Source organism: Labrys sp. E2SS-1L (genome assembly GCF_057073705.1).
Map to the genome: position 1 here is coordinate 1,135,289 of NZ_CP172713.1, position 20,441 is coordinate 1,155,729.

18 protein-coding genes are annotated in these 20,441 nt (G+C 62.1%); 10 read left to right on the plus strand and 8 right to left on the minus strand.

Annotated elements, in window-relative coordinates; translation table 11 throughout:
• Positions 1–47: 47 nt before the first annotated feature.
• Both ACIGJE_RS30790 and ACIGJE_RS30795 read right to left on the minus strand, forming a co-directional pair.
• Positions 48–695 carry a hypothetical protein gene (locus ACIGJE_RS30790; protein ID WP_311936711.1) on the minus strand — a complete coding sequence of 216 codons (648 nt, stop codon included), beginning with the start codon at positions 693–695 and terminating at the stop codon, positions 48–50.
• Between the two features lie 116 nt (positions 696–811).
• Positions 812–1,777: a UDP-glucuronic acid decarboxylase family protein gene (locus tag ACIGJE_RS30795; RefSeq protein ID WP_415081156.1), complete on the minus strand. Its 966-nt coding sequence runs from the start codon at positions 1,775–1,777 to the stop codon at positions 812–814.
• Here ACIGJE_RS30795 and ACIGJE_RS30800 point away from each other — a divergent pair.
• The 3 genes from ACIGJE_RS30800 to ACIGJE_RS30810 all read left to right on the plus strand — a co-directional run bounded on the left by ACIGJE_RS30800 (position 1,658) and on the right by ACIGJE_RS30810 (position 4,002).
• Complete coding sequence (locus ACIGJE_RS30800; RefSeq protein ID WP_415081158.1) at positions 1,658–1,978, plus strand: hypothetical protein; 321 nt, start codon at positions 1,658–1,660, stop codon at positions 1,976–1,978. The two genes, ACIGJE_RS30795 and ACIGJE_RS30800, sit on opposite strands and share 120 nt — an antisense overlap.
• 90 nt (positions 1,979–2,068) lie before the next feature.
• A complete protein-coding gene (locus ACIGJE_RS30805; protein ID WP_415081105.1) occupies positions 2,069–2,854 on the plus strand; it encodes an FkbM family methyltransferase in 786 nt (261 codons plus the stop codon).
• Between the two features lie 815 nt (positions 2,855–3,669).
• Positions 3,670–4,002, plus strand: coding sequence for a hypothetical protein (locus ACIGJE_RS30810; RefSeq protein ID WP_415081103.1), 333 nt, complete (start codon positions 3,670–3,672; stop codon positions 4,000–4,002).
• A gap of 134 nt (positions 4,003–4,136) precedes the next feature.
• On the opposite strand, the gene ACIGJE_RS30815 is transcribed toward ACIGJE_RS30810, so the two are convergent.
• The 4 genes from ACIGJE_RS30815 to ACIGJE_RS30830 all read right to left on the minus strand — a co-directional run bounded on the left by ACIGJE_RS30815 (position 4,137) and on the right by ACIGJE_RS30830 (position 10,883).
• Positions 4,137–5,585: an ATP-binding protein gene (locus ACIGJE_RS30815; protein WP_415081101.1), complete on the minus strand. Its 1,449-nt coding sequence runs from the start codon at positions 5,583–5,585 to the stop codon at positions 4,137–4,139.
• On the minus strand, positions 5,582–6,301 hold the full coding sequence (locus ACIGJE_RS30820) for a response regulator (protein WP_311936725.1): 720 nt from the start codon (positions 6,299–6,301) through the stop codon (positions 5,582–5,584). Before ACIGJE_RS30820 ends, ACIGJE_RS30815 begins: the two co-directional genes overlap by 4 nt.
• 226 nt (positions 6,302–6,527) lie before the next feature.
• Positions 6,528–9,698: an efflux RND transporter permease subunit gene (locus ACIGJE_RS30825; protein WP_367624676.1), complete on the minus strand. Its 3,171-nt coding sequence runs from the start codon at positions 9,696–9,698 to the stop codon at positions 6,528–6,530.
• 3 nt (positions 9,699–9,701) lie between these two features.
• The gene (locus ACIGJE_RS30830; RefSeq protein ID WP_367624677.1) at positions 9,702–10,883 is read right to left on the minus strand and encodes an efflux RND transporter periplasmic adaptor subunit; all 1,182 of its coding nucleotides are present in this window, start codon (positions 10,881–10,883) and stop codon (positions 9,702–9,704) included.
• Between the two features lie 909 nt (positions 10,884–11,792).
• Here ACIGJE_RS30830 and ACIGJE_RS30835 point away from each other — a divergent pair.
• The 3 genes from ACIGJE_RS30835 to cuyB are packed head-to-tail and all read left to right on the plus strand — an operon-like array spanning position 11,793 to position 14,690.
• Complete coding sequence (locus ACIGJE_RS30835) at positions 11,793–12,578, plus strand: substrate-binding periplasmic protein (RefSeq protein WP_367624678.1); 786 nt, start codon at positions 11,793–11,795, stop codon at positions 12,576–12,578.
• A gap of 4 nt (positions 12,579–12,582) precedes the next feature.
• Positions 12,583–13,959 (plus strand): dicarboxylate/amino acid:cation symporter, encoded by a 1,377-nt coding sequence (locus ACIGJE_RS30840; protein WP_367624679.1) that lies wholly within the window; start codon positions 12,583–12,585, stop codon positions 13,957–13,959.
• The gene (gene cuyB / locus ACIGJE_RS30845; RefSeq protein WP_311936739.1) at positions 13,956–14,690 is read left to right on the plus strand and encodes a cysteate racemase; all 735 of its coding nucleotides are present in this window, start codon (positions 13,956–13,958) and stop codon (positions 14,688–14,690) included. Before ACIGJE_RS30840 ends, cuyB begins: the two co-directional genes overlap by 4 nt.
• Positions 14,691–14,743: 53 nt before the next feature.
• On the opposite strand, the gene ACIGJE_RS30850 is transcribed toward cuyB, so the two are convergent.
• The gene (locus tag ACIGJE_RS30850; RefSeq protein WP_367624680.1) at positions 14,744–14,998 is read right to left on the minus strand and encodes a Rossmann-fold NAD(P)-binding domain-containing protein; all 255 of its coding nucleotides are present in this window, start codon (positions 14,996–14,998) and stop codon (positions 14,744–14,746) included.
• A gap of 39 nt (positions 14,999–15,037) precedes the next feature.
• Between ACIGJE_RS30850 and ACIGJE_RS30855 the strand changes: the two genes are divergently transcribed.
• The 4 genes from ACIGJE_RS30855 (at position 15,038) to ACIGJE_RS30870 (ending at position 18,257) form a co-directional block, all read left to right on the plus strand.
• Positions 15,038–15,544 (plus strand): DUF2165 family protein, encoded by a 507-nt coding sequence (locus ACIGJE_RS30855; protein ID WP_415081096.1) that lies wholly within the window; start codon positions 15,038–15,040, stop codon positions 15,542–15,544.
• Between the two features lie 105 nt (positions 15,545–15,649).
• Positions 15,650–16,588 carry a bifunctional helix-turn-helix transcriptional regulator/GNAT family N-acetyltransferase gene (locus ACIGJE_RS30860; RefSeq protein ID WP_415081094.1) on the plus strand — a complete coding sequence of 313 codons (939 nt, stop codon included), beginning with the start codon at positions 15,650–15,652 and terminating at the stop codon, positions 16,586–16,588.
• Positions 16,585–17,409, plus strand: a complete 825-nt coding sequence (locus tag ACIGJE_RS30865) for an SDR family NAD(P)-dependent oxidoreductase (RefSeq protein WP_415081092.1) — start codon at positions 16,585–16,587, stop codon at positions 17,407–17,409. The genes ACIGJE_RS30860 and ACIGJE_RS30865 overlap by 4 nt, the downstream gene beginning before the upstream one ends.
• 50 nt (positions 17,410–17,459) lie before the next feature.
• The gene (locus ACIGJE_RS30870) at positions 17,460–18,257 is read left to right on the plus strand and encodes a phosphodiesterase (RefSeq protein WP_367624683.1); all 798 of its coding nucleotides are present in this window, start codon (positions 17,460–17,462) and stop codon (positions 18,255–18,257) included.
• Positions 18,258–18,349: 92 nt separating this feature from the next.
• On the opposite strand, the gene ACIGJE_RS30875 is transcribed toward ACIGJE_RS30870, so the two are convergent.
• Positions 18,350–20,437: a caspase family protein gene (locus ACIGJE_RS30875; RefSeq protein ID WP_415081090.1), complete on the minus strand. Its 2,088-nt coding sequence runs from the start codon at positions 20,435–20,437 to the stop codon at positions 18,350–18,352.
• Positions 20,438–20,441: the final 4 nt, after the last annotated feature.

Genomic DNA, 20,441 nt, shown 5'->3' on the forward strand with positions numbered 1-20,441 from the left:
TGCCCTAACGCAAGACGTGGAAATGGAGCGCGACTACCAAGCTGAGACTATGAACAACCAGTCGATAACAGGCTTCGGAGCCATCTCAACCCATCTCGCATTTGCCGGCGTCCCAGCACCAGAGCCAGAAGGGCTACCACCAGATAGGAAATCGTGCTCGTCCCCGGCACAGGCCCAGGAATTTGCACGAGGGACACGTCATCCACGCGCAACGGGGCCGTCAGCAGACCGGGCAGATTGGTGAAAACGAGATTTGTCAGACCCGCAGGCAAGTTGACGGTAAGCGTATAAAGATTGTACCCACCCAAGCCAATAACTGTAATGCCATAGGTCAAATTATAAGTTGTTCCACCTATCTGCACGCTAAAATTCAAAGTTCCAAGAGAAAGAGAAATCTGCGGCGCGAGATAGAAGCTCAACTGATAAGTGCCAGCGGTAGGAATAGTGATGGACTGTGAAATCGTCCCGCCGCCCGTGGCAATCGTACCATAAAAACTCCCACTGTGCGCCGGAGGATTGAGAAGTATTGTGCCTTCTTGTGTTCGGCCAGACCCTCCGGCATACGTCCACCCGGTCGTCGTCTCGAAGCCGCCATTGGTGATGATCTGGGCGCGGGCCTGTGCAAGCAGAATTGGCGAAACAACGAGGGCGAATGCCAGAAGCAACGGCCCCCATGCCTTGAGCAGAAATTGCATGCCACTCTCCCGGCGCCAGTCCCCACGTCAGGTTAGCTTGGCAAGATAGATCATGCCCGGCCAATCAACAATCGCATTGAACTTCCCGCCAGCGCTGCCCGCATGGCCTCAGGAACTCACTGGGCCGGAGTGAGGCTACGCAGCACCCCATGTTCGTCCGATCTCAACAGGTCCTCGAAATAGGCAATCGTCCTGGCGAGGCCGTCGCGAAGGCCGACAGACGGCGCCCAGCCCAAAAGCGCACGCGCCTTGGCGATATCGGGCTGGCGCTGGCGCGGATCATCCGCCGGCAGGGGTCGGAATCTGAGCCGCGACGACGAACCCGTCAATTCGATGATGAGCTCGGCGAGGTGCCGGACGGTTATCTCCACGGGATTGCCGATATTGACCGGTCCGTGAACATCGGCCGGCGTTGCCATCATGCGGACCAGCGCTTCGATCAAATCGTCGACATAGCAGAAGGAACGCGTCTGCCCGCCATCGCCATAGATCGTGATGTCCTGGTTGCACAGGGCCTGGACGATGAAGTTCGACACCACCCGCCCATCATCGGGCTGCATGCGCGGGCCATAAGTATTGAAGATCCGCACGACCTTGGCGGGTACGTGGTACTGGCGGACATAATCGAAGAACAAGGTCTCGGCGCAGCGCTTGCCCTCGTCGTAGCAGGAACGTGCCCCTATCGGATTGACATTCCCCCAATAATCTTCCGCCTGGGGATGGGTGTGCGGATCACCATAGATTTCGGAGGTGGAGGCCTGCAGGACTTTGATCTTCAGGCGCCGCGCCAGATCCAGCACATTGATAGCGCCCAGCACGTTCGTCTTGGTCGTCTGCACCGGATCGAACTGATAATGCTTGGGCGAAGCCGGACAGGCCAGATTGTAGATCTCGTCGGCTTCGAGATTGAGCGGCGTCGTAATGTCGTGTTGCAACAGCCTGAAGGAAGGATCGCCAAGAAGTTGATCGACGTTGCGGCGAGCCCCGGTGAAGAAATTATCGACGCAGATAACTTCTTTATTTTCCTTCAGCAGGCGCTCGCACAGATGCGAACCGAGAAATCCGGCGCCACCCGTCACCAAGACGCTGCTCAAAGCCGCATTCCTGTTCGTCCTGCGAGTCCGATGCCGCAATTCAAGACCTTCATGACCAAGAAAACTATCGATTTTTGGGGAGTCGTCAAATTCGATGGGGAACCACGCCTGTCACTTGCCGGCACAACCCTCCCCTTTTGCCTCCCGGACATCCAGGCCATGGCTCAACAGGGCTGTCATGCCAGGTAAAATGACTTAACAGGTGAAATGACTTAATAAGCCTTCGTCGAATCCCCCGCCCCGCAGTCAAAGCGGGCGAGCTTGGAGTGCAGCACGGCGATGGGCGTTCTTCGCGCACAAATCTCCAGGCTGGTGAAACGGGCGCTGGCCCGGCACGGACTGCTCCTGATCAGGACCGGGGCCAAATTCGGCCATGACCCCTGGGCCGATATTCGGCATCTTGCCGAGGATTGGCGCTATCCCATTGTGACCGTCTTCGATGTCGGTGCCAATGATGGCGAGACGGCCGCCCTCGCCCTGCGCAAATTCCCAGGCGCGAGAATCGTCAGCTTCGAGCCGCACCCGGATACATTCGCCGTCCTGATGCAACGGCTCGGCCAGGAGCCCCGTTTTACCGGCGTCAATACGGCGCTCGGCACGCAGACCGGCACAGTCGACATGTTCGAGTACCCCTCCTCCAAGATCAACAGCCTCAGCGACCGCGCGCAATATGCGCTGCGCTACCCGCAAGGTGCCACGCAGATCAGTGTTCGGTCGATGACCCTCGATGCCTATTGCCAGCAAAACGGCTTCGAAGCGGTCGACATTCTCAAGCTCGACACCGAGGGCTTCGACCGCATGGTTCTCGAGGGCGGCCGCGCCATGCTGGAACGGCGGGCCATCAAATTCATCTATGTGGAGTTCAACGATTTGCAGCCCAAGGAGAAGGCGGTGGGGGGCGACCTGATCTCCATCGATACGCTGCTGCGGCCCCATGGCTATCGCTTCGTCGCGTCCTACAACGACTATGTCGTTGCCGAAGGCGAGATGTTCTGTGTCTCCAACGCGCTTTTCGCTCTTCCTCCGGCCGCAGCTACGCCTCCGTCAAAACCGGAAAGATTCTAACTCCCTCCCCGGAAAACCGCCTCGAAGGATGTTGCCCGCGAGGACGGCGAAAAGGCGATGGGCATGAAAGCTTCAGGAACACACTCGGCCCGTATCACTGATACGGGCCGAGAAATGTCTTCTGCTCAAATTCACCAGAAGAGTGAAATAATACCTTATTCAACTCTTATAATAGCGATAGGTGATTAAAGTCTGGACCGAAAGAAAAGTTAATACAGAAACGATATAGATATATTTTGCAGCAGGAAGAATGGCGTTAATGATCTGATCGCTCATATTGCCTCACAGATAGGTTTTCGCTCCAACAGAAACGCAGATTCCTGTAAATTCAAAGAGCGAGTTTGAAAGTAATCCTGCGATTCAGATAGTGCCCACCCGCATCGCTAGATTGAAGAAAAGCACAAGCCTGCCCTTGTCTTCGGCCATCATCGATCGGACGCTACATTCCTTATCGCCGTTGTTTTGATAATAGCCGGCACCTGCCTCACAAGTTTGTCCGGAAGCAGGTTGTTTTGTAAGAAAGTGTCACAGGCCCAGATTGAAACCAGAGCGAGTACGGGCCCCGGGCTTTTGCCGGTTTCAGGGAACAAGTACCGTCTGAAACGAATCCTGGCCCGGGCCATGCCGGACGGTGAAGGCAATGGCGATGCCGCCAACGGATCCAGCCCTGCCAAGCGTCCCTGCGGGGGGCTCTCAACGGTATCCAAATGTCACAGGGGGCGCCGTTACACGCTTTTCGACAAATCTCCGCCCTGGCGGCGAAGTCCCGCGACAAAGGATGCTTACGGTCACGCCCTGCAACTGGAGGCAAGGCCATGACATCCTTTGCTGGTTTTTCCACGCGATCGAAAATCGTCGACGATGAAGTGCCTTTCGTCGGCGACCCCGCCTATGAGACGCTGGATGGCCCCGCTGCCATCGCCTATCGCCGCGCCGGCGGCGTGTTTTTCGATATCCTCGTCATCGCTTCGATTCCCGCGATCATCGCCTTGAACCTGCTGGTCTCGCCAGCCCCTCATGCCAAAGACACGACAGGTTTCACGTCGGTCGCCGCAATCACCGCCTCATCGCCGCCGACGACAACGCCGCGCCCAATCAGTCTGCCATCGACTGAGGCGGCAAGCGCTCCATGCGCCCTTGCGATTTGAAGGGACGTCGTCAAATTGCAGGGCGCCTTGATGGCCGCAAGACAAGCCTATCCGGTCGGTCGAAAGGGCTGGCAATGCCGCTCATGCCTTGAGTCCCCGCAGGGGTGCCATCAGAGGCGGCTACGGCCTTGGCGTCACGCCCGGACCCGGGCAGTGCGGCCGGTGACGAGCGGCAGACCGATCACCGCCCGCAACCCCTTGGCCTGATTGAAGAGCCGGATGTCGCCGCCATGATGGCGGGCAATGGCGCGGGCGATCGAGAGGCCAAGACCGACCCCGCCTGTCTCACGGTTGCGCGAGTGCTCGAGGCGGAAGAAGGGGGCGAACACCTGGTCGCCGACATTCTCCGGAATACCTGGCCCATCATCTTCGATGACGATGTCGATACTCTCGGCCGTGCGCGCGAGCGTAACCCTGGCACGCTCGCCATAGCGCACGGCGTTTTCGACCAGATTGCGGACGGCGCGGCGCAGCGCATCGGGACGGCAGCGATAGCTGATCTTCGGGCCGTCAAGGAAGGCAACGTTCTGGCCGATATCGACCAGATCATCGCACAGGCTCTCCACCAGCGCTGAAAGATCGACCGTGCGGGTGGTCTCGGCCGTTGCCTGTTCGCGCGCGAAAGCCAACGCCGATTCCGTCATGGTCTGGATCTCGGCAATGGTCTTGAGCATCTTGTCCTGGATCTCCGGGTCCGAAACGAACTCGGCCCGAAGGCGCAGGGAAGTCAGCGGGGTGCGCAAATCGTGTCCGATGGCCGCGAGCATGCGGGTGCGGTCTTCGACGAAGCGCTGCAGCCGGGCCTGCATGCGGTTGAAGGCCTCGGCGGTCTGCCGGATGTCGTCAGGCCCGGATTCCGGCAGGAGCGGCACGGCCTCGCCGCGCCCGAGCAGTTCGGCCGCGGTAGCCAGGCGGCGCATCGGCCGGGCTATGCTGCGTGCCACCCATATGGCGATGACCGAAAGCACCAGGGCGGTGATGCCGAGCGAGAGGGTCGATTGCGAGGTCCAGAAGGCGTTGTGATAATTCTTGGCATAGGCCGCATTGAGCCACATGCCCCGATCGAGCTGGACGGCCAGACCCATGCCGATCGCGGTGTTGAGATATTGAAACTTCGCGGGACGGGCAAGCAGCCAGGACTGCGGCGCGATCTCCACCCAGCGGGCAGGTTCGCTGGCGAAGGCGGCGCCGGTTGGTATTTCCGGTACGGCAGCCACCGGCGGGCCGCCGGACGGCTTGGGATGGACGGGCACCTTGCCGGGCGGGAGTGGCTGGTGAAGGCGCATCCAAGCGTCCTTGGCCCAGGCCGTCGCATCGACCGGCTCCCGGTCGGACAGCCAGAAGCGCGAATAGATCGTGCCGCTGACGGCGAGAATGTCGTCATGCACCGCATCCGGCGTCGCATTCAACGACAGAGCGAGCGAAGCCGCACGGCTGAAGAACTCCCCCTTGGCCGCCGCGCGCATGGCCTGGCCGCGCTCGTCCCAGGAAACGCAGAAACCGATGCCCTGCGAGACCGCCAGCGCCAGCAGCATGAATGTGATGATCTGCGCAGCCAGGCTGCGCCGCCACAAGGCCATCATGCCTGCTCGACCTCCGCGGTGAAGCTGTAGCCGCCGCCCCAATGGGTCTTGATGAGCATGGGGTTTTTCGGATCGAACTCGATCTTCTTGCGCAGACGGCTGACCTGGTTGTCGATGCTGCGGTCGAAGGTGTCGGCGGCCCGCCCGACCGTGAGGTCGAGCAATTGATCGCGACTCAACACCAGGCCGGCATGGTCGAGGAAGGCCGTCAGCAGCCGGAACTCGGCTGTGCTGAGGGGGATGGCGACACCGTCCGAGCCAGCAAGCTCGCGGCGGCCGACATTGAGTTGCCAGCGGTCGAAGCGCAGCGTCTTGGCCTTCACCGCACCGCGCTGCGGCGGCAGGCTGTTGACCCGTCGCAGCACCGCCTTGATCCGCGCCAGCAATTCGCGCGGATTGAACGGCTTGGTGAGATAGTCGTCCGCCCCCATTTCGAGGCCGATGATCCTGTCAGTGTCATCGACCATGGCGGTGAGGAAAATGATCGGCACCACCGTGGTGCTGCGCAGATGGCGGCAGACGCTCAGGCCATCCTCGCCCGGCATCATCACGTCGAGGATGATGAGGTCGGGCGCGTTGCGCTCGAGCAGCCGCCGCAACGCCGCCGCATTCTCGGCCACGCTGACACGATAGCCATGCTGGGTGAGGTATTTGCCGACGAGGTCGCGAATGTCACGGTGGTCGTCGACCACCGCGATATGGGGCACCGATTCCATGCATGACACTCCGACCTAGGGCGACCAGGGCAAAGCAGGCTCTTCGCACCATGCCCACCGCCGTCTCTTCCACGTTCTATTGTAATGGCGTCGCAGCGGGCTGGGTAGACCGGCTGTCGGGACAAACCAGCCTGAACTGTATCCAATTGTATCCTGCGGATATCGCGCCATAGCTTGCGACATTTTTCCTGTGACCGGCGTAATCCTGCAGATCCCGCTGCTTTGACTAGGAAGCTTCGATCGCGGCCGAGACGGGTTTTCGACGAGCTCCCCCTTCAAGCATGCGGCACAGCACATAGAAGACCGGCGTGCAGACGAGGCCGAAGGCCGTGACGCCGATCATGCCGAAGAAGACGGCCGTGCCCAGCGACTGCCGCATCTCGGCGCCGGCACCGCTGGCCAGGAACAGCGGCAGCACGCCGAGAATGAAGGCGAGCGAGGTCATCAGGATCGGTCGCAGGCGGATGCGGGCACCCTGCACCACCGCTTCGACGCGGCCGAGCCCCTCCGCTTCGGCCTGGCGAGCGAATTCGACGATGAGGATGGCATTCTTGGCCGCCAGCCCGATCAGGATGACGAAGCCGATCTGGGCCAGGATGTTGACGTCCATGGCAAAGATCAGCAATCCGCTCACCGCCGACAGCAGGCATACGGGCACGATCAGCAGGACGGCGAGCGGCAGCGTCCAGCTCTCGTACTGGGCCGCCAGCAGGAGAAACACGAAGACGACGGAGGCACCGAAGATCAGAAGGCCGGTATTGCCGGCAAGCCGCTCCTGCAGGGCCACTTCGGTCCATTCGAAGCCAAAGCCTTCGGGCAGGTTGTCGCGCGCGATCTGCTCCATACGGTCGAGGGCAGCGCCGGTCGAGGTCCCCGCCGCCGCAGCCCCCTGTATCTCGGCCGCCGGATATTGGTTGAAGCGCGGAATGCGATAGGGGCCGGACTTCTCCTGGAAGGTCGCCACCGCGCTCAACGGCACCATGGCCCCTCCATCGCCGCGCATCTTGAAATTGCCGATCGAGGCAAGATCCGTGCGGTAGCGCCCGTCGGCCTGGGCCCGCACCTGGAAGGTTCGCCCGAGCATGTTGAAATCGTTGACATAGGCCGAACCCAGATAGACTTCGAGCGCTTCGAAGACGCTTGCGGCGGGCACCCCCAGCATCTGCGCCTTGATGCGATCGACATCGGCATAGACCCGCGGGGTCGCCGTGTTGAACGGCGAGAAGGCATTGGCAATCCCGGGGGCTTGCGAAGCAGCGGCCAGCACCTGCTGGGCCGCCGCCTCCAGCGCCTGGGGCGACTGGCCGTTGCGGTCCTGCACCATCAGCTTGAAGCCGCCGGCATTGCCCATCCCGCGTACCGAGGGCGGCTTGATCGGAATGATGCGCGCTTCGTAGAGATCGGCGAAGCGCGCTTGCAGCGAGGCGATGATCCGGTCGGTGGTCAGCCCCTGGCGCTCGCGTTCGGCGTAAGGCTTCAGGATGGTGAAGGCGACGCCACTGCTGGAGGCGTTGGTGAAGGTGGCGCCGTCCAGCCCGGCAATGGCCACGACATTTGCCACCCCTTCAGTGGCGAGGAGCCGGCGCGAGACCTCCTTCATCACCGCATCGGTCCGGCTCAGGGCCGAGCCCGGCGGCAGCTGCACGGCATTGATGATGTAGCCCTGGTCCATCACCGGGATGAAGCCGGTGGGTGCGCGGGCAAATTGCCAGCCGGAGAGACCGACCAGGCCGGCATAGGCGACGAGGATGAGAACGCTGACACGCAGGAGCCGCCTTGTCATGCTGCCATAGGCAATGGAGAGGCGGTCGAAGCCACGGTTGAAGAGACCGAAGAAGCCATGGATCAGGCGCATCGGCAGGAAGCCCCGGCGCTTCTGCCCTTCGGCCGCATGCGGCTTCAGCAGCAGCGCGCACAGAGCCGGACTGAGCGTCAGCGAAACGAAGGCTGAAATGGCCGTGGCCGCCGCGACGACGACGGCGAATTGCCGGAAGAACTGCCCCGAAATGCCCGACATCATGGCGGCGGGCACGAAGACGGCGCACAGGACCAGAGTGATGGCGATCAGGGCGCCGCCGATCTCGTCCATGGAGCGGTGGGCGGCCTCTCGCGCCGAAAGGCCGGCGGCCAGATGGCGCTCGACATTCTCGACGACGACGATGGCGTCATCGACCACGATGCCGATGGCAAGCACCAGGCCCAGCAGGGAGATATTGTTGAGGGAGTAGCCCAGCGCCGCCATGACGGCAAAGGTACCGACCAGGGATATCGGGATCGCCAGGATGGGAATGATGGCAGCGCGCCAGGTCTGCAGGAAGAGGAGCACCACCAGGACGACCAGGCCGATGGCCTCGAAGATCGTCTTGTAGACTTCGCGAACCGACTCCGCGACGAACTCTGTGGGATTGAAGGGAATGGCGTAGCTCAGGCCATCAGGCATCTCCGCACCGAGACGCGTCATGGTCGCCGTCACGCGCGCGGCCGTCTCGATGGCGTTGGACCCGGGCTGCTGGAATATCTGGATCGGCTGGGCCGGCTGCCCGTTGAGATAGGCGGTGCCACGAAAGCTCTGCGCCGTCAGCTCGACGCGGGCGACATCCCGGATGCGGATGACGCGTCCTTCGGCATCGGTGCGGATGACGACGTTTTCGAATTGCTCCTTGTCGGTCAATCGCCCGAGCGTTTCGACATTGAGTTCGAAGGCCCCCTGGCGCGGCACCGGCGACAGGTTCATCACCCCCGCCGAGACCTGGACATTCTGCGCCCGCAGGGCCGCTACCACCTCCCCCGCCGAAAGATTGTGCGCCGAGACCTTGTCCGGATCGAGCCACACGACCATGGCGTAATCGCGGGACGCCGCAAGACGGACATCGCCGACGCCGTCCAGGCGCAGCAAGGCATCGCGGATACGCAGCGTGGCATAATTGGCCATGTAGAGGGGATCGCGCGACCCGTCCGGGGAGAAGAGCTGCACGACCATCAAAAGGTCCGGTGAGGTCTTGCGCACGGTGACGCCGAGGCGACGGACCTCCTCGGGCAGACGAGGCTCCGCCACCGCCACGCGGTTCTGCACCAGCACTTGAGCCTCGTTCAGGTCGGTGCCGAGCTGGAAGGTCACGGTGAGGGTTAGCTGGCCGTCACCGGTGGCCTGCGAGGACATGTAGAGCATGTTCTCGACACCGTTGATTTCCTGCTCGAGCGGCACGGCGACCGTATCGCCCACAGTCTCGGCCGACGCGCCGGGATATTGGGCCTGGACCACGACCGTCGGCGGGGCAATTTCGGGATATTGCGCCAGAGGCAGGGTGAAATAGGCAGCCACGCCGATGATCACGACGAGGACGGACATGACCGTCGCCAGGATCGGGCGATCGATCGAAAGATGGGCGATGCGCATCGTCTACTCCGCGAGGCCGGCCGTCTGTGTGGTGATGCTGCCCGGTTGGGGCGCGACCTTCTGGCCCGGCCGGGCCCGCAGCAGGCCGTTGACGACGATGCGATCGTCCGGGCCTAGCCCGCTGGTCACCACCCTCAACCCATCCGGCCGGCTGGGACCAAGACCGACCGTCGCGGCCTGCAGTGTGCTGTCGGCTCCCAGCTTGAGTACGATGCGGCTTGCCTGGTCGGTGAGGACGGCCGTCTCCGGGATCAGCAAGGCCGGATAGTCGCCGGAGGCGGCCATGCGAACCCGGCCGAACTGGCCGGGAGTAATGGCAAGGCTCGGATTGGCGAGCGTGGCGCGGGCGCGGATGGTACCGGCGCCCGGCTCCAGCCGATTGTCGACGAAACTGAGGACGCCGTCATTGGACCAACCTGTCTCGCCATCCGGCCGAGCCTGCACGGCAACACCCTTGTCGCGCATGGACGGCATGGCTCCCGCCTTCATGGCGCGCTCATGGCGCAGGAAGTCCCGTTCGCTCATGTCGAAGACGAAGTCGATCGGATCGAGCGCCACGATGGTGGTGAGAACCGTGCCGCTGTCGGAGACGAGGCTGCCGACATCGAGCCGGCGATTGGAAACTCGCCCGGCAATCGGGGCACGGATCGTCGCAAATTCGAGATCCAGTTCGGCCCGTCGCAAGGTGGCCTGCGCCGTCTCGATCGCAGCATCGGCCGCCGCCTTTTGCTGCAGGCGCTGATCGAGCGTGGAACGCGAGACGGCCGCCGTGCCGGCGAGCTGGCGGGCCCGCTCCAGTTCCTGACCGGCCAGATCCGCCTGTGCCCCCGCGCTCTTGAGCTGGGCCTTGGCCATGTCGAGCGAGGCCTGATAGGTACGCTGATCGACGACGAAGAGCACACGGCCTTTTTCGACCAATTGTCCGTCCTCGAAATTGATGGCGTCGAGATAGCCCGGCACCCGCGCCCTGATTTCGACCATGGCGCTGGCCTGGAAGCGACCTGCGAATTCCTGCGTATCGACGACGCGCATCTGCAGGGGCTGGGACACGACGACCGAGGGTGCGGGACGGATGGGCGCCGGCGTCACCGCCGCCCGTGCCTGAAAGAGAGTCCAACCCGCAGCCGTCATGCCAGCGAGGATTGCCAGGCCGGCCAGCCCCATGATTGCCTTTGCGTTTTTCAAGTCCGTGCTCCGCGCCATGCGTCTATCAGCGTTCCGCCTGTCGTCGGAGCGCCCTTGTCGCGGGTCAGACTGATCGAGGCCTGTCTCGAAAGTGTGCCGTTGGAAGGCGCAGTTTGTCGAAGGATGTACCGACTTTGCTGCATCGCACAATTTGCGACAAAGCCGATATCTTTTGTCCCAGGATTATACGGCGGCGCCCTTCGAGCCGGAGCCGTGGATATTCGAAGTAATTCTCCACTTGAAAATTTTGCAAATATGAATTTTTTTGAAAAAATTGCAGATAATACCAATTTATATAAGAAAAATCCTCAAATATTATTTTGTATAATTGAAATTATTCATTTATTATGGGAATTTTATATATTGAATTTAAATAATTAAACTTCCATATCGTAGCGATAAGCCATCATCACCGACACGACGGAGGAGCGTGAACGTGTGCATCTCCGGGATAAAGTGTAAAAGGTCATGGATAGCCATAACTGATGGAATTTTCGCCACTGCGGTACCTTGTAAAAATCCAGGCACCATCTAAGCTAACCTATCGCTAGACTAGATATAAATTTGCCGAATGCGTTCAGCCGCAGTGTTTCCGAGGTTTGAGAAATTCGGATTGAGGGGATGACATCAGCACCTGGAAGATGGGGCCGACACCTTTCCGCCGGTATGACCTGACCGGATGGGAATTCATTGTGCAAGCCCTATGACCCACCCGCCTCAAGTGTCCGATCTCCGAGCGAGGATGCAGTGTAGAGCGAAAGGGTAGCACGTTGTTCTGCAGGTCATCTCCTGATTGCGCTGCCTATTCGGATTGCATGTGAGTCTTGTTTGTTTTCGGGATTGCACAACATCATGATCACCAGGCGAATTCTTTTTCTAGCAGCACCTGCTCTTGCCGCATCGCCCGTTGTGGCAGCAACCCAGCCCGACGAGTCTCTCGCAACAACGCCATTGGTCGGGGATGTCGAAGAGATTCTCGCGCGCAAATCGCTGGTCGTCGCCATGCCCGGCTTCGCATCGCCGCCCTTCTTTGGGGGGAGCAGCGACACGCTGCAGGGCATCGATGCCGACACCAGCCAGCAGCTTGCCGACGCCCTCGGCGTCAAGCTGGTCCTCGACCGCAGTTCCCCCACTTTCGATGGCGCGGTTGCGCTGATCGAGCAGGGCCGCGCCGACATCGTCGTCGCCAAGCTGAGCCGTACCCTCAGTCGCGCGCGAAACATCAGCTATTCGCGTCCCTATGCCCAGCTGAGCCATGCCCTGATCATCAATCGGGTCCGCTTCGCGATCCTTGCCAATGGGCGGCAACCCGAGGAAGTCGTACGTGCATTCGACGGCGAACTGGGCGTGATCGCCGGATCATCATTCGAATATTATGCGCGAAACAATTTCACCAAGGCGAAGGTACGGACTTTCCTCACCTGGCAGGAATTGGTCGCAGCGGTGCGGGAGGGCCATGTGGACGCGGCCTATCGCGACGATCTGGAAATCAAGCGCTTGCTGCACGAGGACCCGTCGCTCACCATCGTGGCGCGATCCGTTACCCTGACCGATCTGACCGACACCATTGCGATCGGCGTGCGCCGCGGTTCTCCCCACCTCCTGGAATTCGTCAATCTGTTCCTCGAGCTGTCGGGGCGCGACAAGCCCATGACGGCCGACGAACTGGTGAACCGCTATTTGCGCAAGGCCTGACCCCATGAGCTCCGTGTCCGTTCCAAGCGAGCACAAATCGGCCACCTGGAATGCGGGCCTGCGGCGCATCTCCCAATCGCCCTGGACGGTGATCGCGTCGGTGGTGCTCGGGGCCCTCTGCGGCGCCTACCTGCCGGATTTCGCCAAGTCCCTCGCGCCGATCAGCGACGCCTACCTCAATCTGCTGAAGATGGTCGTCCTGCCCTTGATCGTGTCGGCGACGGTTTTCGCGATCAAATCGATGACCCGGGATCCGCAAACGGCCGCTTATCTTTCCAAGGTCGTCATGGCGATCGCATTGGTATCCGTGGCAGCCGTCGCCATCACAGGAGCCGTGACATTGGTGCTGCAGCCGGGGGTGATCACCGACGTGCAGGATCGCATCGAGCTCGGCACCGTGCTCAACAACCGGGGAACCATCGGTACGGATTTGCAGATGACGCTGGCGCCACCCAGCCAGCCCCCCACGAACGAGGGCGTGTTCTCAGGTCTGCTGGAGCTGATCCCCAGCAACATCTTCAACTCGCTGTCGGTCGGCAACACCATGCAGGTGCTGGTCTTCTGCATATTGTTCGGCATCGGCATCGGCCGGGTGCCCGCCGCCACCTCCCTCAGCTTCGCCAACGCCCTCGAGACGGTCTATCGTGCCTGCCTGATCATGACAGGGTGGTTCAACGTCCTGCTGCCTCTCGCCTCCTTCGCGATCATCGCCAGCCAGACCGCCTTGACCGGCGTCGAACCACTGTTGCTGATGGTCGGCTTCATCGCCACTTTCGCCGTCGCAACCGGCACTATCATGATATTGTCGCTGCTTGTGGTGTGGTTTCGCAGCGGCGAAAGCCTGTGGGCGACCTTCAAGGCCCATCAGCCCTTGTTCATGATCGCCATCGCCACCCGCTCCAGCACGGCGAGCATTCCCTGGATCATCAGCCTCGTCGGCGAGCGCCTGCGCTTCAACCGTATCGTCGTGGAGATGCTGGTGCCGCTTCACGTCACCATGCTGCGCGCCGGGCCGATCATGCTGTTCGTGTGCGGCTCGCTGTTCATTGCCCAGCTTTACGGCCGTTCGCTCAGCATGAACGACTATGTCTACATCGCCGGCGCTTCGATCCTGGTGGGCATGACCACGGCCGGGATGAGCGGTGCCGTCACGCTGTCGCAGATGGCGATCCTGTGCGCGCACCTGAACCTGCCCTTCGAAGCACCCTTCGTGCTGTTTCTCACCATCGATGCGCTGACCGACACCATGCGAACGCTGACGGTCGTATCGACGATCGCCGCGGCGACAGCCGCGATCGCGCCCAAGGACTCGGCCCAGCATCCGGTCGATGAGAGCGAGGGGTTCGCGCTCAACGTTCCCAAGGCGGAAGCAGCGGCATGACCGGCCGGCTCCTGCGACCGCGTCTCGGTGTGGTCGGCGGTCTTGGCCCGCTTGCCACCGCGGATTTCTATCGCAAGACCATCGACGCGGTTCCAGCCGAGAACGATGCCGACCATATCTCCATGGCGATCTTGAGCGTGCCGCAGATACCGGACCGTTCAGGCGCCATCCGCGAGGGCAGCGACAAGCCCCTTCCCTGGCTGATCGAGGCGATCGACATGCTCAACAGCCTCGATGTCGAGATCATCGCGATCGCCTGCAATACGGCCCATCACTGGTACGACGCCCTGTCTGCGGCCTCCAGGGCCGAGATCATCCATATCGCGGACGCGGCCATCGGCGAATTGCATCGCCGGTACGAGGGGAACCGGGCAGCCGTGATGGCAACGCGAGGGACCCTGCGTTCGGGTTTCTACCAGAAACGTCTGCGGGAAGCGGGCTTCGATTGCCGCAACCCGATCGGGCCAGCCTTCCAGCACGCCGTCGACGATGCAATCCTGCAGGTCAAGCTCGGTGAACTGAGGCAGGCGCGACTTGCCTGTGCAGCGGCTTTCGAGCTCTGCAGGCAAGACGGCTCCGAAGCGGCCATTCTCGCCTGCACCGAGCTTCCCATCGCGGCAGAAGAGGTGGTGCCGGAGGGCATGCTGGTGATCGACGCATCGCTGGCCCTCGCCTTGACCTGCATTCAACGACTTCGCGATCCCGATCGCCGGCGCAATATCGCCATGTGAGGTGCCCGGATGTCTGAGGGTTCCGCCGAAGGCCCCAGGCTACAAAGGCTCTGTCAGCGCAGGCCGCGCCCCGCGGGATGGTCGAGCGTGATTTCCAGGCTGACGACCTCGTCTACCAGAACCCAGCGGCGACGCATGACGGCAAAATCGCTGCCGGAGACGGTCACCCAATCGCCGACCATGCATTCCAGAGGCAGTGCCACGCCGACAAGGGCTGCCAGTATCCCCGCCCTGTCGGCAAAGGCCTTCGCACTGGCCGTGAGAACGATCCTGCCTCCCCGAGGCAGGCTGGCTGGAGAACTGCTCAAGTCACGGGCCCATCCGTCTCAACCGAGGAAGTACAGCATATGTCCACCCGCTACGCCAAGATCGTCATGTGCCTCTGCCTTGCGGCCTTCGCCTTTCTCGTGACCTTCGGCAACATCACCGACTATGGCTCGAACTACGAATTCGTAAAGCATGTCCTGTCCATGGACAGCACGTTTCCGGGCAATAGTTTGATGTATAGGTCGATCAGCAGCCCGATCCTGTGGAATGCTTCCTACATTCTAATCATAGCCGGCGAAGCAATTACCTGCATTTTGTACTTATTTGCCAGCGCTGCGCTCTGGAAAGCCCGTCACGCGCCGGCAAGAAGCTTCCATGCTGCCAAGAACCATGCCGTCATGGCCTCCACGATCGGGTTTCTCGTCTGGTTCTTCGGCTTCATGGTGATCGGCGGGGAGTGGTTTGCCATGTGGCAGTCTTCGACCTGGAATGGCCAGAATCCCGCCTTCCGGTTCTATGTCACCATTCTCCTCGTGCTGATCTTCATCATGCAGCCTGACGAGGATCTCGAACGCCCGACGACGTGACGGCGTATCCGCGGGCCCAAGGTCACCGCGATGAACACGATGAGGCTCGACAAAAGGCGAGAAGCAGCTATGGTTGTATCGTACAACTAAATTGGACGCTTCGCCATGTCCGGCTCCCCGCCTATCATCGAACTGGTGCGCGAGGCTTCTCGGCAACTCGTCCGCGAACTCGGCTTCATGCACGAGTCTCTGGCCGGAACGGACCTGTCGCCCTCCGCCGTCCACGCCCTGATCGAAATCGAAAAGCATGAGGGCATCACAGCCCGGACGCTCAGCGCAATCCTTCGCCTGGAAAAGTCCAGTGTCAGCCGCATGCTGCGCAAGCTCATCCTCTCCGGCGACGTCCTGGAAGAGCCGGGGGAGCAGGATGCCCGGGAAAGAAGGCTCTCCTTGACTGCGGCTGGCCGAAGCCGGGTTACGGCCATTCACGCCTTCGCGCGGGAGCAGGTCGTATCTGCCTTGGATCGTCTGTCTCCCGACCAATGCAATGTCGTCCTGGACGGCCTTCGCCTCTACGCCGGGTCCCTCGCCGCAGATGGGCCCGACCCCGCGCCGCCGCTTCGCATCGCCTCCGGCTATCGACCTGGACTGATAGCCCGCATCACCGAAATGCACGCGCTTCACTACGCGGATGCGTCCGGTTTCGGCCAGGCTTTCGAATCCGTCGTCGCCGGTGGTCTGGCCGCTTTCTGCGATCGTCTCGACAGGCCCGCCAACAATATCTGGAGCGCTATCCATGGCGACAGGATCATCGGCTCCATCGCCATCGACGGCGAGGACCTTGGATCCGGCATCGCGCATCTGCGCTGGTTCATCGTGGAAGGGTCGGTTCGTGGCGGGGGTACCGGCCGTCGATTGCTCTCGACCGCGCTCGACTTCGTGGACCGGAATCGGTTCGAGGAGACCCATCTATGGACCTTTGCCGGCCTTGCGGCGGCGCGGCACCTCTATGAAAGACATGGCTTCGTCTGCGTCGAAGAGCGCCCCGGCCGGCAATGGGGCAGCGAAGTATTGGAGCAGCGCTTCATGAGGCCCCGCCCATGACGTCCGCAGTGGCACCGCCCCCCACCCTCTCGGACCTTGCCGGTCCCGCTCCGATCCACCTGCCGGCCGAACGGCTTGACGGGCGCACCTGCCTCGTCCTCGGTGCGACCAGCGGCATCGGTCGTGCCACCGCCCTGCGCATGGCCCGGGAAGGCGCCGCCATCGTCGTGATCGCCGGCCGCCGGCAGACGCTCGGCGCCAGGCTCGAGGAAGAACTGCAGCGCTCAGGCGCGAGGAGCCTGTTCATCCCTGCCGACGTCACGCAGGAAGACGATCTCGCCAGGCTGACGGAACAGACGATGCGACGGTTCGGCCGTCTCGATGCCGTGTTCAACAATGCGGGTTTCCAGGAGAGACGGGCGCCGCTGGCGGAACAGAGCGACGGCGTCTACGCGCAGGTATTCGATACCAATGTACGGGCCATGTTCCACGCCATGCGGCACGAAATCCCGGCGCTCCTGGCCTCGGGTGGCGGGGCGATCGTCAACAACACCAGCGTCAGCGGCATCCGAAATCCCAATCCGGGTCTGGCGCTCTATGGGGCCTCCAAGGCGGCCGCCATTGCGCTGACGCGTGCCGCGGCCATGGAATATGCTTCCAAGGGCATTCGGATAAACGCCATCGCGCCGGGCCGGGTCGTCACGGACATGATGCTGTCCTCGGGCATCGCGGACATGCGGAGTGTCGCAGCGGGATTGCCGCTCCGCCGCATGGGGCACCCGGAGGAAATTGCGGCAGCGGTCGTCTGGCTGCTTTCAGGCGAGGCGAGCTATATCGTCGGCCATGTGCTCGGTGCGGATGGTGGTTTCCTGGCCGGCTGAGAAGGGCCCGACCTTCCAGGGCGTACCGCGGCTTTAGATGAGGTTATTGAGTGCTGATCGCCCATTTGTCGGATCCCCATCTGCGGGAAAAAGGCCATCTCTATCAGGGACTGGTGGACTCCAATGCCATGTTCGACCTGGCGATGGAAACGCTCGAGGCGCTCAGGCCGGAGCCGGACATCGTGATCATCGGCGGCGATCTGGTCGATGAAGCATCCGAGGCCGAATATGAGACCGCCCGGCACGCGCTCTCCAGGTTGCGGCAACCCGTTTTCGCCATCCCTGGAAACCACGACGAGCGGGAAGCCTTCAGGACCTGTCTTGGTGAAACCGGAAGCCTGACGGCGGCCGGCCCCCTTCATTTCGACACGGGCACCCGATGGCCGGTGCGTGTGATCGGCTTCGATGTCACTGTCCCCGGCCAGCATCACGGCGACATCGATGACGCAGCGATGCTCTGGCTCGAACAGACACTGTCAGAATACCCGGACCAGCCGACCGTCATCCTGATGCACCAGCCCCCGATCGACATCGGCATCCATTTCATCGACGCCTATAAATGCCTTCGCGGCGAGCGGCTTGCCGAGCTCTTGCTTCGCCACGGCCATATCGAACGCGTCCTGTGCGGGCATGTTCATCGTTTCGCGCAGGCGCGGTTCGCCGGAACCATGCTCATGACCGCGCCGAGCACCGCAACCTCCATTGCCCTCCGCCTTGCGGCGGATTCCATACCGGCCTCCTATGTCGAGCCACCGGCCTTCCTGTTGCATCATTGGCGGCCCGGGCATGGCCTGCTGACCCATTGGGTGCCGATCGGAAACTTCCCGGGACCGCTGCCTTTCTTCTGAGCGCAAGTCTTCCGAACGCAAGTCTTCCGAGCACAAGGCGGATCGGGCCGGTTCGCGAAGCCGATGGGCATTCGCACCCGAATGCGCTTCGATCAGTCATTTCCAACGTATGAAACGCGCTCCTGGGCCACGCGGGCCTGCTGTTCCCCAGGCAGCGTCGAAAAGGCCAGATCGACGAGCGCCCGCCCATGCGGCAAATCCCAGGAAAACCAGGGACCGGACGGCATCACCACGGGCGACAGCCCCGTGGACGAGGCAATATAGCCGGGCATGGCCCGAAACCCGGATGGTATCGCCGCCAGGCTGGTCTCCTTGCCGTCGGAAAGGTCATACACCGTCGATGATGTTCCGGCGCTCGCAAGCACGAAACGCCCCGTCGGATCGAAGGAGGCGTCCATCACCATGCCCTTGGCGGACAAGACCTTCTTCTTGGAACGAATATCCCAGACCATGAAGTCGGCCTGTCCGCTGAAGCCATTGTCGGGCATGAGCGTCAGAGCGACGTAACGCCCCGCGGGGTCATAACCCAAATGTGTCACCGACTTCGCGGAAACCCGATCGATCAGCGTCAACTGATGCTCTTTCAGATCATAGGTCGCAATCACCGGCCCTTCGGGCTGCTGGCTCGATGAGAGCAGCAGGAGCAGCTTGTCGTCACCGATATACTTCACCGCCGGAGACTGAGCGACGTCCGCAACGGGCGCGAACGCGGCACCGTCGAAGGCTTCGACGACATTGCCCGTGCGGGCATCGAGGATCTGAAGAATCTTCTTGTCCGTTGCGGTTACATAAAAGAAGCGCCCATCGGGACTGAAGCCGACATCGAAGACCCATTTGCGCTGGCCGAGCAGGCCGCCGGCGGCCTCATGCGCAACCACGGTCTCGAAACGCTTGACGCCCGTGGCCATATCCCATCCGGCAACCGTTCCATTGCCGAAGCTCAAAAGGAGGGTGCCGTCAGGACTGAACCTAGCGCCATGGGCCTCGTTTGCGGGATATTCCGCCACCGGGCGCAGCAGAACCTGACGTGACTGGGACCAGAGCTCCAGGCTCGAGGCACCGTTCTCGAGCAGGCGAAACACAGCGACCTGATCACCGTTGATGTCGCCAAGGGGCAAGCCGTTCACCGGCAGTTTCGACATGCTGGCATGCATGGCGGAGAAGACGGCGAGATAGGCATCCGGAAATGCCCTGAGCGTCGCCTCGCTGGGCTCGGCCGGCAATCCCTTCAAGGCGGCAGCCAGCGCAGCTTGCCGGCCCTCATGCGTCCATAGGAGCTTCAGCGACAGGTTCGCCCAGTTTTGCGACACTGCCTGGGCCTCGGCCAAAGTCTGCTCGCCGTCGAGCTTGAGCTCGCGGGTGAGCGAGGACTTCATCCAGGGAGTCTGGGCCCATGTCGTCTGCTCGCCCACGGCGTTCGTCACCTCGCTCATCACCCGCTGGATCGAATAGCCCGGCGAAAGGACCCTGTGAATGAAAGCATCCGTAAAGGGGCTGAGATCGCCGTCGCCGTCCACGGCGACCGAATTGGGCGAGGTCGAATAGGCGACCATCAGGCCGCGGGCCTGCGGCGCAGCGGGCTTCGGGACGGGCGCCTTGCTTGCCACGATCTGGATGCCGCGGCCGGTGGATACCGACAGGCCTTCCCGGCCCCTGGGCGCCAGCGGATTGTTTCGGCAAGCGTCGAGGAACACGAGTGTCGCGGCGGCCCGACGCTGGATCTCCTCGACGATCGGCTGCACGGGCACAAAGCCCGTCTTGAGGTTTCCCGCCCGCGCATTGACAGCGACGAGATAATTCTCGTCATCGACCTGGATGCCATGGCCCGAATAATAGAACAGGCCGATCGCTGCCTGCGACATCCGGGCGCTGGCGCGCGTCAGGCAGGCCTGCAATTGCCGGTCCGAGGCATCCGTGACGAGGAGGACCTCGAAGCCGAGCCTACTCAACGTCGCGGCGACCGCGGCGGCATCGTTGGCGGGGTTGGCGAGCGCCGGCAGGCCATGCCGATAGGCCGCATTGCCCACGATCAGCGCCACGCGCTTGTCGCCGCTGTCGCGGCCCGCCGGAATCTCACGGCAAACGCCGGCCTCGGGCATGGCAGCGTGTGCCCCCGCGATGACGCCGAATTGGAGCGGGATCCATACAAGCAGGCACAGGCGGATGAACAGGTTGGGCATTTTC